The sequence below is a fragment of the Microbacterium sp. H83 genome (genome assembly GCF_001650405.1).
Taxonomy (GTDB): domain Bacteria; phylum Actinomycetota; class Actinomycetes; order Actinomycetales; family Microbacteriaceae; genus Microbacterium.
Window position 1 is genome coordinate 49,340 of record NZ_LWCU01000012.1, and the last position, 13,710, is coordinate 63,049.

14 protein-coding genes and 1 pseudogene are annotated in these 13,710 nt (G+C 69.0%); 5 read left to right on the forward strand and 10 right to left on the reverse strand.

Going from position 1 to position 13,710, the window contains the following annotated elements; all coding sequences use genetic code 11:
- Positions 1-8: 8 nt before the first annotated feature.
- Together A4X16_RS06240 and A4X16_RS06245 are read left to right on the forward strand one after the other, a co-directional pair.
- Positions 9-500 carry a MaoC family dehydratase gene (locus tag A4X16_RS06240; RefSeq protein ID WP_067118023.1) on the forward strand — a complete coding sequence of 164 codons (492 nt, stop codon included), beginning with the start codon at positions 9-11 and terminating at the stop codon, positions 498-500.
- Positions 497-1,303, forward strand: a complete 807-nt coding sequence (locus tag A4X16_RS06245) for an HpcH/HpaI aldolase/citrate lyase family protein (protein ID WP_067118026.1) — start codon at positions 497-499, stop codon at positions 1,301-1,303. The genes A4X16_RS06240 and A4X16_RS06245 overlap by 4 nt, the downstream gene beginning before the upstream one ends.
- Before the next feature lie 12 nt (positions 1,304-1,315).
- Here A4X16_RS06245 and A4X16_RS06250 read toward each other — a convergent pair whose 3' ends face one another.
- Both A4X16_RS06250 and A4X16_RS06255 read right to left on the reverse strand, forming a co-directional pair.
- Complete coding sequence (locus A4X16_RS06250) at positions 1,316-1,903, reverse strand: histidine phosphatase family protein (protein ID WP_067118029.1); 588 nt, start codon at positions 1,901-1,903, stop codon at positions 1,316-1,318.
- Positions 1,900-2,754 (reverse strand): Sir2 family NAD-dependent protein deacetylase, encoded by an 855-nt coding sequence (locus A4X16_RS06255; RefSeq protein ID WP_067118032.1) that lies wholly within the window; start codon positions 2,752-2,754, stop codon positions 1,900-1,902. The genes A4X16_RS06250 and A4X16_RS06255 overlap by 4 nt, the downstream gene beginning before the upstream one ends.
- Positions 2,755-2,815: 61 nt before the next feature.
- On the opposite strand from A4X16_RS06255, the gene A4X16_RS06260 reads away from it, so the two are divergent.
- A complete protein-coding gene (locus tag A4X16_RS06260) occupies positions 2,816-3,619 on the forward strand; it encodes a TrmH family RNA methyltransferase (protein ID WP_067118035.1) in 804 nt (267 codons plus the stop codon).
- A 13-nt stretch (positions 3,620-3,632) separates the two neighbouring features.
- On the opposite strand, the gene A4X16_RS06265 is transcribed toward A4X16_RS06260, so the two are convergent.
- Entirely contained in the window at positions 3,633-4,460 is an 828-nt protein-coding gene (locus tag A4X16_RS06265) for an SGNH/GDSL hydrolase family protein (protein WP_067118038.1), read from the reverse strand.
- Between the two features lie 145 nt (positions 4,461-4,605).
- Here A4X16_RS06265 and A4X16_RS06270 point away from each other — a divergent pair, with 145 nt between their 5' ends.
- Both A4X16_RS06270 and A4X16_RS06275 read left to right on the forward strand, forming a co-directional pair.
- Positions 4,606-6,348, forward strand: coding sequence for a DEAD/DEAH box helicase (locus tag A4X16_RS06270; RefSeq protein WP_067118042.1), 1,743 nt, complete (start codon positions 4,606-4,608; stop codon positions 6,346-6,348).
- A 143-nt stretch (positions 6,349-6,491) separates the two neighbouring features.
- Positions 6,492-7,589, forward strand: coding sequence for a VIT1/CCC1 transporter family protein (locus A4X16_RS06275; RefSeq protein WP_067118045.1), 1,098 nt, complete (start codon positions 6,492-6,494; stop codon positions 7,587-7,589).
- 260 nt (positions 7,590-7,849) lie between these two features.
- Here the strand turns inward: A4X16_RS06275 and A4X16_RS06280 are convergent, their stop codons facing one another.
- The 7 genes and pseudogenes from A4X16_RS06280 to A4X16_RS06305 form a co-directional block, all read right to left on the reverse strand.
- Positions 7,850-8,155 (reverse strand): alkylmercury lyase, encoded by a 306-nt coding sequence (locus A4X16_RS06280; RefSeq protein ID WP_046748005.1) that lies wholly within the window; start codon positions 8,153-8,155, stop codon positions 7,850-7,852.
- A gap of 10 nt (positions 8,156-8,165) precedes the next feature.
- Positions 8,166-8,696: a signal peptidase II gene (locus tag A4X16_RS06285; protein ID WP_067118048.1), complete on the reverse strand. Its 531-nt coding sequence runs from the start codon at positions 8,694-8,696 to the stop codon at positions 8,166-8,168.
- Positions 8,693-9,301: a cadmium resistance transporter gene (locus A4X16_RS06290; RefSeq protein WP_036297875.1), complete on the reverse strand. Its 609-nt coding sequence runs from the start codon at positions 9,299-9,301 to the stop codon at positions 8,693-8,695. Before A4X16_RS06290 ends, A4X16_RS06285 begins: the two co-directional genes overlap by 4 nt.
- On the reverse strand, positions 9,301-11,217 hold the full coding sequence (locus tag A4X16_RS06295) for a heavy metal translocating P-type ATPase (protein ID WP_067118447.1): 1,917 nt from the start codon (positions 11,215-11,217) through the stop codon (positions 9,301-9,303). The genes A4X16_RS06290 and A4X16_RS06295 overlap by 1 nt, the downstream gene beginning before the upstream one ends.
- Positions 11,214-11,573 (reverse strand): Cd(II)/Pb(II)-sensing metalloregulatory transcriptional regulator CmtR, encoded by a 360-nt coding sequence (gene cmtR / locus A4X16_RS06300; RefSeq protein WP_067118444.1) that lies wholly within the window; start codon positions 11,571-11,573, stop codon positions 11,214-11,216. Before cmtR ends, A4X16_RS06295 begins: the two co-directional genes overlap by 4 nt.
- Before the next feature lie 151 nt (positions 11,574-11,724).
- Positions 11,725-12,069: pseudogene (ccsA, locus tag A4X16_RS17445) on the reverse strand (cytochrome c biogenesis protein CcsA); the annotation flags it as partial.
- 140 nt (positions 12,070-12,209) lie between these two features.
- Positions 12,210-13,529, reverse strand: coding sequence for an MFS transporter (locus A4X16_RS06305; RefSeq protein ID WP_067118052.1), 1,320 nt, complete (start codon positions 13,527-13,529; stop codon positions 12,210-12,212).
- Positions 13,530-13,710: the final 181 nt, after the last annotated feature.

Sequence of the window (13,710 nt, forward strand, 5' to 3'; positions counted from 1 at the left end):
GTGGCAGCATGACCGAGCGGCACGACATCGTCCAGCGGGGGCTCTACTTCGAGGAGTTCGACGCGGACGCACGGTATGTCCATCGCCCCGGTCGAACGGCGACCGAGGCGGACAACGTCCTCTTCACGACTCTGACGATGAACACGCAGGCGCTTCACCTCGACGCGGCGTTCGCAGACGGGCAGGAGCCGTTCTCCGCCCGGCTGATCAACTCGATGTGGACGCTGTCGACCATGGTGGGCTCGTCCGTCGCCCAGTTGACGCAGGGGACCCTGGTGGCTCAGGTCGGTCTCGGCGACATCACCTTCCCGCATCCCGTCTTCGCGGGCGACACCCTCTACACCGAGAGCGTCGTGATCGAGAAGCGCCTCTCGGCCTCGCGACCGGGCCAGGGCATCGTGACGATCGGGCACACCGGACGGAATCAGGACGGCACCGTCGTCGCGACAGCCACGCGATCGGTCCTCGTGCGATGCCTCCCCGAGGGAGGCGAGCGATGATCGCGGCGCTCGGACCGGCTCTGCTGTTCTGTCCGGCAGACCGGCCGGAGCGCTTCCGCGGCGCTCTGGAGAAGGCAGACGCGGTCATCCTCGATCTCGAGGACGCCGTCCGGCCGGAGGCGAAGGCAGAGGCGAGGGAGAACATCGTCGCCGCCGACCTCGACCCGGCGCGTGTCGTCGTGCGGGTCAACGCCTCCTCGACGGACGACTTCGCCGCCGATCTCGCCGCACTCGCGCGCACGGGATTCCGCACGGTGATGGTCGCGAAGACCGACGACGCCGAGAGCCTCGCCGCGTTCGACGACGACTACTCCGTCATCGCACTCTGCGAGACTGCCCGCGGCATCCGGTCCGCCTCTCGGATCGCGGCGCATCCGCGGGTCGTCGCCATGATGTGGGGCGCGGAGGATCTGGTGGCATCCCTCGGCGGGACGTCGAGCCGGTTCCCCGACGGGGGATACCGCGACATCGCGCGCCATGCACGGTCGCACGTGCTCCTCGAAGCCGCCGCTCAGGGGAAGTCCGCGATCGATGCCGTGCACATCGACATCGACGACGTCGAGGGCCTGCGACGCGAGGCCGAGGACGCCGCGGCGTCGGGCTTCGCTGCCACCGCGTGCATCCATCCGCGCCAGGTGCCGGTGATCCGCGGGGCCTACGCACCGGACGCGTCCACGGTGGAGTGGGCGCGCTCGGTCCTCCAGGCCTCGGAGACCGAGCGGGGAGTGTTCCGCTTCGAGGGGCGGATGATCGACGAACCCGTGCTGCGCCATGCGCGATCGGTGCTCGCCCGCGCCGAGTGACCGGCGGCGCGTTCAGACCAGGACGGTCTGCTCGAGCAGACGCAGCGATCCGGGCGAGGCCTCGAAGCGGTGCGCCGATCCGTTGGCGATGACCTGGCCGATGCGGGGCAGCGTGCCCCCGGAGACGTGGTCGATCAGGGCGCGGATGACGCCGCCGTGCGCGACCACGATCACGGACTCCGCAGCGGGCGTCGAGCGTCGCCGGGAGTCCCGGGCGATCTCGTCGAGAGCGCTCAGCGCGCGTTCGGCGACGCCTTCGAGCGTCTCGGCTCCGGGAACGGGAGCCGACCAGTCGCCGTAGCGCCCGATGTAGTCGGAGACGAGCAGACCCTCGCCCTCGCCGAACTCCCGCTCACGGAGGTCAGGCACGAGGACGGGAGGCTCGAGCCCCAGCTCGGCGGAGATGATCTCCGCCGTCTCCCGGGCCCGCAGCAGGGGACTGGCGTAGATCGCATGGTGGACCGATCCGGCGAGCCGCCCGGCCGCCGTCCGCGCATCCGCGCGTCCCTCGTCGTTCAGCGGGATGTCCGTCGACCCCTGGATGCGTCGAGCGAGGTTCCAGTCGGTCTGACCGTGACGGACGAGCGTGAGCAGGGTCATTGCAGGATCTCCTGGATCGCGGGGAGCACGTCGCTGGTGCCGGCGGCGATGGTGACATCGGCCCAGACGTCCGCGCGGGTCGGCTCTCGGTTGATGATGACGAGCGGGATGCTGCGGCGGCGGGCGCGCTCGACGAGGCGCACGCCGGAGTTCACGACCAGCGACGACCCGGCGACGATCATCGCGTCGCTCGAGCGCAGGAGGGATTCCGCGGCCCGGAAGCGGTCCTGCGGGACGTACTCGCCGAAGAACACCACATCGGGCTTGAGCATCCCGCCGCAGACCGTGCACGTCGGGACGACGAAGCCGTCGGTGGACTCGGGGAGGACGTCGCCGTCCGGGCCCAGCCGGACGTTCTCCGGGACCGTGATCCACGGGTTGAGATCCTCGATCTGCGCGGCGATGTCACGGCGATCGAAGACCTGACCGCAGTGCAGGCAGGTCACCCTGCGCATCGTCCCGTGCACCTCGATGACGTGCGAGCTCCCGGCGCGCAGATGCAGGCCGTCGACGTTCTGGGTGATGACACCGCTGACGAGGCCGGACGCCTCCATGCCGGCGAGTGCGATGTGACCGGGGTTCGGCTCTGCCCGGGCGAACGCCCTCCACCCCAGGTGCCCGCCCACCCAGTAGCGGCGCCTGGCCGCCTCGTCGCCGAGGTAGCGCTGGATCGTCATGGGATCCGCCCGTGTGCGAGCCCCCTCGCCGCGATACGCGGGGATGCCGGAATCGGTGGAGATGCCCGCACCCGTGAGGAGGGCGATGCGGCGTCCCCGGAGGAGTTCGGCGGTGCGAGCGACGGTGGCCGACAGCTCGCCCTGACTCGAATCGCTCACCGGACCTCCCTGCATCGAGTCTACGGCGTGCGGGACGGCCGAGATCCCGCGGCGGGGGGGGTGGCAGAGTGGGCAGGTGGACATCCTGACAGTGACCGACGCCGACGATCCGCGACTCGACGACTTCCGCGGCCTGACCGACGTCGCCCTGCGGAGCACGACCGAGTCCGCCGGCGGGCTCTACATCGCCGAGTCGGCGAAGGTCATCGCGCGCGCTGTCGCGGCCGGGCACCGCCCGCGTGCCGTCATGGTGCAGCGGCGGTGGCTCGACGGCATCCGGGAGATCATGTCGGATCTCGAAGTCCCCGTGTACCTCGTCCCCGACGAGGTCGCCGAGGGTGTGGCCGGCTTCGCCGTCCACCGGGGCGCCCTCGCGTCGATGCACCGCCCGCCGCTGCCCCCGGTCGCGTCGATCATCGACCGCGCGTCGCTGATCCTGATCCTCGAGGACATCGGCGACCACACCAACGTCGGCGCAGCCTTCCGGGCGGCTGCAGGACTGGGGGCCGATGCCGTGCTCGTCTCGCCCCGCTGCGCGGACCCGCTGTATCGGCGGAGCGTACGGGTCAGCATGGGCACGGTGTTCCAGGTGCCGTGGACGCGCATCACCGACTGGGACGACGCGGCCGCCGAGCTGCGGGCCGCGGGTGTCGGGATCGCCGCACTCGCGCTCGCGGACGAGGCGGTGTCCCTCCGCGCCTACGCGCGCGAACGCCCCGACCGCGTCGCCCTCCTGCTGGGGTCGGAGGGCTACGGCCTGAGTGCGGAGGCGCTCGCCCGGGCCGACTCGGTGGTCACGATCCCGATGCACGGCGGCGTCGACTCGCTGAACGTCGCCTCGGCTGCCGCGGTGGCCCTGTGGGCGCTGTCGGAGCGCTGATCAGCGGGGCTGATCAGCGCGGCTCGGGGAAGATGATCGGCGCGGGCTCCGGACGCTTCGCCGCGATGTGATCGCCCGATGACTGGTGGCGCAGGCGGCGCAGCACCCATGGCACGAGATGCTCCCGCGCCCAGCCGAGGTCCTCGCTCCGCGCTTCGCGCCAGGAGCGCAGAGGCAGGGGCTCGGGCTGCATCGACTCGAGATCGTTCGGGACGTTGAGGGCCCGCAGCACCATACGAGCGACCTCGTGGTGGCCGAGCGCGTTGAAGTGCAGCCGGTCGTCGTCGAAGAAGCGCATGTCCTGCACGACCTTGAGCGCCCACTGATCGGCGACGATGCAGTCGTGACGGTCGGCGATCGCGCGCACGTTCTCGTTGTAGATCGCGACCTTGCCGCGGAAGGGGCGGAACACCGGGGTGAACCCGGTGTCGATGCCGGTGAACAGGAGAACCGCCGCGCCGGTCGAGGAGAGGCGCGCCACGGCGTCCTCGAGCTGGGAGGCGATCGCGTCGGGGTCCGTCCCCGGGCGGATCACGTCGTTCCCGCCCGCGCAGATCGAGACCAGGTCGGGGCGGAGTGCGACGGCCGGCTCGATCTGGTCGTGCACGATCTGGGCGATGAGCTTGCCGCGCACGGCGAGATTCGCGTAGGCGAAGTCGTCGACGTCCTGTGCGAGGACCTCGGCGACCCGGTCCGCCCACCCGCGGTGCCCGCCGGGGATCGACGGATCGGGGTCTCCGATGCCCTCGGTGAACGAGTCTCCGACCGCCACGAACCGCCGCCACGGGTGCGGCGTCTCGTTGGCGACGTACGGGGTCCGGGTCGAATCCTGGTCGGTCATCCAGCTCTCCTTCACGAACGAGCGCCGCACAGCGAAGGGTCGGCGCAGTGACCGAGCCTACTCGGGCGGCAGCCGGGTCGCGCGGCGCGCGCGGCCGTGCGGTCGGACGCACCCGGTGTCGGCGGCAGCGATTATCGTTGTCTCGATGCTTTCTCCGTCCTTCCCCCAGCGAGCCCCATGGGGAACCGCGAACAAGCTGCGCGCCTGGCAGCAGGAGGCGCTCGAGCAGTACTTCCAGGCCGATCAGCGCGACTTCCTGGTCGCCGCCACCCCGGGCGCAGGCAAGACGACCTTCGCGCTGACCCTGGCCGTCGAGCTCATGCGGATGGGGGAGGTCGATCGGATCATCGTCGTCGCGCCGACGGAGCATCTCAAGACGCAATGGGCCGACGCCGCGGCGCGAGTGCACATCCGTCTCGATCCGCGCTTCCGCAACAGCGACTGGGCTCCCGCACGTCACTACCACGGCGCTGTGGTGACGTACGCGCAGGTGGCGGCCAAGTCATCCGTGCACCGCCACCTGACCGAGGACGCGAAGACGCTCGTCGTGCTCGACGAGGTGCACCACGGCGGCGACGCGCTCAGCTGGGGCGACGCCATCCGCGACGCGTACGGACCCGCCCGGAGGCGGCTCCTGCTCTCCGGGACGCCGTTCCGCAGCGACACGGCGCCGATCCCGTTCGTCGAATACCACCCCGACGAGTCGGGCGCCCGCATCTCCCGCACCGACTACAACTACGGCTACGGCCGGGCTCTCGCCGACGGCGTCGTCCGGCCCGTGCTCTTCCACATGTACGCGGGTAAGATGCGCTGGCGGACGACGTCGGGTGACGAGCTGGAGACGCATCTCGGTCAGGACAACACCAAGGACGTCACGTCGCAGGCCTGGCGCACGGCGCTGGACCCCGAAGGGGAGTGGATGCCGGCGGTGCTGTCGGCCGCCGACCGGCGACTCACCGAGATCCGTCATCACGTCCCGGACGCCGGGGGCCTCGTCCTCGCCACCGACCAGACCGTCGCCCGGGCCTATGCGAAGATCCTGCACAGCATCACGGGGCAGCAGCCGACTGTCGTGCTGTCCGACGATGCGACGGCATCCGAGCGCATCGAGAAGTTCAGCGCGAGCGATGCGCGATGGATGGTCGCCGTCCGCATGGTGTCCGAAGGCGTCGACGTGCCGCGACTGGCGGTGGGCGTGTACGCCACGTCATCGTCGACTCCGCTGTTCTTCGCGCAGGCCATCGGGCGCTTCGTGCGGGCGCGCCGTCGCGGCGAGGCGGCGAGCGTCTTCCTCCCGCAGGTGCCGGTGCTCATGGGCCTCGCGAACGAGATGGACAAGCAGCGCGATCATGCGCTCGACCGCCAGTCGAAGGACGACGACGGCCTCGAGGACTCCCTGCTCGAGAGCGCGAACCGCGAGGAGGAGACCTCCGACGCGCTGACGCAGGAGTTCAGCTACCAGGCGCTGTCGTCCGTCGCGCACTTCGATCGCGTGGTCTTCGAGGGGCAGGAGTTCGGGCAGCTCGCCGAGCCCGGGACGCCGGAGGAGGAGGAGTTCATCGGATTCCCGGGACTCCTCGAACCCGAGCACGTGCATGAGCTCCTCATGCAGCGTCAGGCGCGTCAGTCCCGGCTGCGGGAGGCCCGCGAGGCCACCGCGCCGCCCACCGAGACGACGACGCTCCCGGCGCCGCTCCACCGCACTCTGCGCGAGCAGCGACAGCTGCTGAACAGCCTGGTGGGCCTGTACGCCCGGCAGAAGGGCGAGCCGCACGGGGCGGTGCACGCGGAGCTGCGACGCATCTGCGGCGGCCCCGCTGTCGCGCAGGCGACGGTGACGCAGCTGCAGTCGCGGATCGACGTGCTGCGCAAGCGCGTCCGCTCCTGAGACGCGGCGCGGCCGCGGGGCGTTCGGAGCCCCGAAAAGCTGGCAATCCTGCTCTCCGCAGGCCTTCGACGACCCGCCGAGGCTAGCGTTGAACGGTTGCCCGACCGAGGTGGATGCCCGGTCGCCCGTCCCCAGGAGAACGAATGACAGCCCCCGCTGCCGCTGAACCCACCGCCGCCGACCGTCGCCGCTGGGCGCGCTATCTCGTCGAGGAGCGAGCCGAGGCCACCGTCTATCAGAACCTCGCCCGACGTCGATCGGGGGAGGAGCGGGAGATCCTGCTCAGCCTGGCCGACGCCGAGCGCCGCCACGAGCAGCACTGGCTCGACCTGCTCGGTGCGGAGCCGACGCGTCTGCCGCGCGCGGGGGTGCGATCGCGTCTGCTCGGGTGGATGGCCGGCCGCTTCGGTTCGATCTTCGTGCTCGCGCTGGCGCAGTCCGCAGAGGCCCGCTCGCCGTACGACTCGGAGCAGTATGCGACGCCGGCGATGCGCGCCGATGAGAAGGTCCACTACGAAGTGGTCCGCGGACTCGCGGCTCGTGGACGTCGCCGGCTCTCGGGTTCCTTCCGCGCTGCCGTCTTCGGGGCCAACGACGGCCTTGTCAGCAACCTCGCCCTCGTTCTCGGCATCGGGGCCACAGGAGTGAGCTCGGGTTTCGTGCTCTTCAGCGGGATCGCCGGTCTCCTCGCCGGCGCGCTGTCGATGGGTGCGGGGGAGTTCGTCTCCGTGCGCTCTCAGCGCGAGCTGCTCGCGGCGACCGAGGCGAACGACGACGCGGACGCGTCAGCGGCCGACCTCGACATCGACGAGAACGAGCTGGCCCTCGTCTACCGAGCGCGGGGACTGGGCCAGGAGGAGGCGCTGGAGAGGGCGCGGCGCATCGTCGCGGCGGCGCGCGCCGGTGTGGAGCGGACCGCCACCGGTCCGGTCCGCGTGCACGCCGCCGACGATCACGACATCGTCGGAAGCGACTGGATGGCGGCCGTCTCCAGCTTCCTGCTGTTCGCCTCCGGCGCCATCATCCCGGTGCTGCCGTGGATCTTCGGCCTGCAGGGCGCGACGGCCGTGATCGTCGCACTCGTCCTGGTCGGCGTCGCCCTCCTCAGCACCGGCGCGATGGTCGGCATCCTCTCGGGCGGTCCGCCCCTGCGCCGCGCGCTCCGCCAGCTCGCGATCGGATTCGGTGCGGCGGCCATCACGTACGTCCTCGGACTCGTGTTCGGCGTCGGCGCCGTCTAGAGCCCGGGGAACGAGAAAGCCCCGGAGGATCTGACGATCTTCCGGGGCTCATCCTGTGCGCGGAGGGGGACTTGAACTGATCTCGACCCCCTCGCGCCGCGAATCTCGGTATGACGTTCTGCCGCATAAAGTCAACGATCTACAGCACGTGAACTGTGGATAACTCCACCGAGCTACCCCGAGCTACAGGTTGCTTAGCACTTTCGCTAGCACTTTTTCGGGCGCACGCCGAGCTGCGCGGGCCCGGGAACTCGCGATGCTCAGCTACGCGCTTCAGAGAACACCGCATGCAGCTGTTCGAGGGTCGGTGACCCGGCAAGCCCGTTCGGTGTCCGGAAGACGCGGCAGGCGAGTCCGACGGGCGCGCTTGGTTCGGCGAACGGGTCGATGCCGTCGATGAGGATCGTCGGGGAACCGTGAAACCCGAGACGAACTGCTTCCTCCGTGGTCCCGACTCGTTGACGGATGATGCTTGCATCGGTGCGCCCGTGGAGTGCTTCGGCGATCCTGTGGTCGAGTACCTCCCAGTTCGGGCAGCCGTCGAAGTATTGCAGTGTGATCTCCATGATGGTCCTCTCAGTTCTCGTTGCTGCGAAGCGTCAGGAGCGCTCCGGCGATCGCGGCGGTGACGATGACGATGTCGGCGATGTTCCCGATGAACCAGTTGCCGTAGGCGAGGAAGTCCACGACGTGGCCCTGGGCGAATCCTGGTTGGCGGAAGAGCCGGTCTCCGGCATGCGAGGCGGCTGACCCGCCGAGCGCACCGATCACGATCGCCCACCCGGGGCGTCGGACCCGGAACGCGAACACGATCGCGGTGGCCGTGGCCGCGACGGCGATGAGAGTGAACACCCAGGTGAAGCTCTCCCCGAAGGAGAACGCCGCGCCGGGGTTGTACGCGAGCTGAAGGCCCAGCAGGTCGCCGATCAGCGGGATGCGCTCGTGCTCCGACAGGGTGGCCTCGGCCCACACTTTCGTTCCCTGATCGATCACGACGACGACCACTGCGATCAGAAGCGCCCAGGCAGTGAGCCGCCAGCGTCCTCTCTGCGGACGCTCTCCCGACGCCGATGCCGACTCAACGTCGGTATTCGTGTCCGGGGTCATGCGAGGGCCTCGAAGAGACGGACGATAACGCCGGATTCAATGAGGATGAACAGGCCCAGGCCGATGAACACGACGGGGACGAGCCAGTGCTCGACACGTTCGAGCGTTTCGGTGACGGCCTTGTGGGTGCCGATCAGTCGCCCGGCAGCGCACCAGACGGCGACGAGGATCAGGAACACGACGATCATGACCGCGACGTCGCCGGGCGAGCTGGTGCGGAAGATCGGCGTGTAGAGGGAGATGTTGTCGGCCCCGTTGGCGATCGTGATCCCGGCGACCCCCCATAGTCCGACCGCGGTGATCTTGGAGTCGTCATCATCGTCGTCGCCGTTACGGCGCAGGCCGCGAATGAGCGTCCAGATGCCGATGCCGAGCGGGATCAGACCCAGGAAGCCGACCCATTCGTCCGGGACGATCGTGAGACCGAGCGCGGCGATCACGCTGATCACGACGAGTGTGATGAACCCGAGGTACTGGCCTGCGACGATCTGCCACGGTCGCGGCTTTCCCCGGCTGGAGGCGAGGAACAGCACGGTGAGCACGACGATGTCGTCGATGTTGGTCGCCGCGAACAGGCCGATCGCCGACCCGATGGTTGCGAGCATCAGCTTTCCATTCGTGGTGTGCGGGTGCGTGCGGCGCGCAGGCCGTTGAGGATCACGATGACCTCCGCGACCTCGTGGACCAGGACGACAGCCGCGAGCCCCAGGACCCCGAAGAGCGCGAGCGGGAGCAGTGCGGTGATGATCAGCAGGGACAGGATGATGTTCTGGTTGATGATCCGCCGGCCCCGCCGCGCGTGATCGAACGCCCGCGGGATGAGCCGCAGATCATGACCCGTGAAGGCCACGTCCGCAGACTCGATCGCCGCATCGGAGCCGGTCGCTCCCATCGCGATGCCGATGTCCGCGGACGCCAGGGCCGGGGCGTCGTTGATGCCGTCACCGATCATCGCGACCGATCCCGCCTTCGACAACTCGCCGATCGCGGTCGCCTTGTCCTCAGGGCGCAGCTCCGCGCGCACATCAGCGATCCCGGCCTGCGCAGCCAGCGCACGAGCGGTGCGGGCGTTGTCCCCGGTGAGCATCGTCATGCCGACGCCCTGATCCGCAAGCGTGCGGACCACCTCGGGGACTTCCGGACGCAGCTCGTCGCGGACGCCGATCGCCGCGACCGGTGCCTCGTCGCGGTGCACGATCACGACAGTCATGCCCTGCTCCTCAAGCCCTGCAACCCGGTCGCCGAGCTCGCCGGCGTCGAGCCAGCGGGGGCTGCCGACCGTGATACGAGCGCCATCGACGGTGCCGTCGATGCCGTGCCCGGCCTGCTCGGTCACATCCGCGGCCACGGGAACACCCGGGGCTGCAGCGGTGATCGCCGCCGCAAGGGGATGCGTGCTGTGCTGCTCCAGAGCCGCCGCCCAAGCCAGCGCCTGCTCCTCGGCAATGCCGTTCGCAGTGAGGACCGCGGTGACCGCGGGCTCGTTACGGGTCAGGGTGCCGGTCTTGTCGACCGCGACGTGCCGGACCGTGCCGAAGCGCTCGAACACCGCGCCGGACTTGATGATCACGCCGAACTTGCTCGCCGCGCCGATCGCGGCAACGACCGTCAACGGCACCGAGATCGCCAGCGCGCACGGAGAGGCCGCTACCAGCACGACGAGCGCACGAGTGATCCATACCTCCGGGTCGCCCAGCAGTGACCCAATGATCGCGACGAGCGCTGCGAGAATCAGCACACCGGGTACGAGCGGGCGGGCGATCCGGTCCGCGAGACGCGCACGCTCGCCCTTCTCCGTCTGCGCTTTCTCGACCAACTCCACGATCGTCGTAAGCGAGTTATCGGTACCGGCCGCAGTCGCCTCGACCTCCAGCACGCCGGAGCTGTTAATCGCGCCGGCCGACACCGCGTCCCCGGGCTCGACCTCGACGGGGATCGACTCCCCGGTGATCGCCGAGGTGTCCAGGCTTGAGCGGCCAGAGCGGACGATCCCGTCGGTTGCGATCCGTTCGCCCGGGCGGACCACCATGACCTGGCCGACCGTCAACTCCCTCGCCGGCACCTGCGCAGAGACGCCGCTCTGCAGCACGGTCGCCGTCTCCGGCACGAGCTTCAGCAGCGCCCGCAGGCCGCCACGGGCACGGTCCATCGCCTTGTCCTCAAGCGCCTCAGCAATCGAGTACAAGAACGCCAGAGCAGCGGCCTCCTCCACATAGCCGAGGATGACCGCGCCGATCGCGCTGATCGTCATCAGCAGCCCGATCCCGAGCTTGCCCTTGAACAGCTTCCGAATCGCGCCAGGAGTGAACGTCGACGCGCCCAGCAGCAGGCCGATCCAGAACAGTACGAGCGCCGGGATCTCGAGCCCGGACCATTCAAGGATCAGACCAGCCAGGAACGCGACACCGGAGAAGACCGGCACCATGATCCCACGGTCCCTCCACCAGGGCCGCTCCACCTCTTCGGTCTCATCCTCCGCCGCAGTGGCAGGCTCGTGCTCACAGCCGCACGCCGCGCTCACGCGTCCGCCCCCGCACCGCAGCAGCCCGGCACCGTGCACGACGAGTCCACACACGGCGCATGCTCATCGACAGCCAGCGTCACATCCACCAGCGCGACGAGCGCCGCGGCAAGGTGCGGATCCGCGATCGCATACCGCGTCTGTCGCCCCTCAGGCTCCGCGACCACGATCCCGCAGTCACGCAGGCACGTAAGATGGTTGGACACGTTCGAGCGCGTCAACTCCAGTTCGCGGGAGAGCACACCCGGATAACTCGGGGCGTCGAGCAGAGTCATTAGAATCTTGGAGCGCGTCGGATCTGCCATGGCCCGGCCGAGCCGGTTCATGACGTCGAGGCGTGAAGCAATAGTCAGCATGCACTGAACTATACAGTAAACGCTGACATACTGACAATTCGCCGATTCGAGCAGCGGCGCGCGGATTGCCGCTTGCATCGGTCCAGTAACTGGTCGTGGCCAGCACCGCGCAGCTCCGTTGTCGGCTCGATGTGGGTGTGTCGCCCGGTGTTTAGCTGATGCCGGAGTAGGCGTGCAGGCCTTTGAAGAAGAGGTTGACGATCGCGAAGGTGAACAGCACCGCGGCGAACTCGATCAGCGACAGCCCGGCGGACTTCGTGCGGCGCCAACCGAAGCCCCAGTAGCGTCCCCACGGCTCGTTCGCCCAGATCACCCCGGCGATAAGGGTGAACGTACAGAAGATGAATCCGAGTATCGCGAAGCGGTAGGCGAGGGTCTCCAGTGCCTCGGAGTTCGGGAGTATGCGGAGGCGGCCGCGGCCTAGACCGGCGGGACCCGCGCCCCGCGCCTGTTGTCGTTCCCGCCGTGCCCGCAGTGCGAGATCAACGGCTACCCCTCACTTTCCGCGATCGCCGCGTCGAGCGTGAAGGTGCTTTCCGCGCCGACCCGCACCTGATCCACAGGCCGGATTGCCGCACCACATCGAGCATCATGCCGCGATCCCCGGAACCAATGCCCCTTCCGCCAGCTCCGTGCTCACGCGGTGCGCACGCAGGAGCACTGGGATGCCGCGAGGGTGCCTTCGGCGGCTTCGGTCTCCTCACGGAGCGCCGGGTCGCCCGTCGCCGTTTCTGCGTCAGTGCCGGCGACGATGGCCTTCGTTCCCTTCTCGCGGGGCCAGAGCATCTGCGCCGCGATGGCGCCGGTGATGGCGAGAGCCGCAAGGATCGACCATGCGAGAGTGAATCCGGACGCTGTGCCGACCCATCCGGCAATCGGGTAGGTTACGAGCCAAGCCAGGTGGGACAGTGAGAACTGTGCTGCGAAGGCTGCAGGGAGTTCGGGCTTGGGAGCCGAGCCGCGAATCACCCGTCCGGTGGGCGTGACGATCAAGGCCATGCCGCCTCCGATGGCGACCCAGATGGGTGCCGTGATCGTCCAGGAGATCGCCTGGGCGGCGGTCATCGCTACGGCAGCCAACACGCCGGCAAGCAGCACGACGGCACCGGTCATCATGACGACCCGCTCGGCGATCCGATCGAGCACGCGTGGCAGGAACAGCGCGACCAGCAGTGTGCCGCCGCCGGAGGCTGCGAGCATCCAGGCGACGTCGGCCTGCGTGCCGCCGAGCTGATCTCGAACGTAGTTGACCGTGTTGACGACGACGATCGATCCGGCTGCGGCGACCACCAGATTCAGGGCCATGACGCCGCGCAGGCGCGGAGTGGAGAAGAAGACCTTCATGCCCGAGGTGACGCGGTTCCAGGCGCCCGCCTGCCCACTCGGGGCAGCGTTAGGGATGCGAGTGGAGAGCACCAGGATGGCGGAGAGCACGAAGCCCACCGAGGTGCCCACGAATAGCCAGTTGAACGTCATGAACGTCAGGGCCACCGCAGCCAGAACCGGGCTGAGCAGGCTCTCCATCGTGTATGCCACCTGCGACGCGGACAGCGCCCGGGTGTAGTCGGACTCCTCGGGCACGATATCGGGGATGACTGCCTGGAATGTCGGCGTGAATGCCGCGGAGGCTGCTTGCAAGACACCGATGAGGACGTAGATCTGCCAGATCTCCGTGACGAACGGCAACGCGAGCACCACCATCGCGCGCACCACATCGAGCAGGGTCAGGAACATCCGTCTCGGGAGGCGGTCGGCATAGGCCGCCGCCAGCGGAGCGATCAGGACGTACATGACCATCTTGATCGTCAGCGCCGTCGCGAGCACCGCCCCCGCGCTCGCGCCGGCGAGTTCGTAGGCCAGCAGGCCGAGAGCGACGGTCGCCAACCCGGTACCGAACAATGCGATGATCTGCGCGCTGAACAGATGCCGGAAGTCGCGGATCGCAAACAAACGCATCGGGTCCTCCTGACGGTCTCAACCACTTCTGCACCTCCAACCATATCCCCCCTGGGGTATTCCATTCGGGTTGAGTCTGGTAGCCCAGCCACCCGTCCAGTACCCCGCGGGTCCAGCAGCCTCGGTCGCTCCCGACCGCTCCGGCGCAGACTCGATCCACACGGAGCCCGTAAACTGGGGT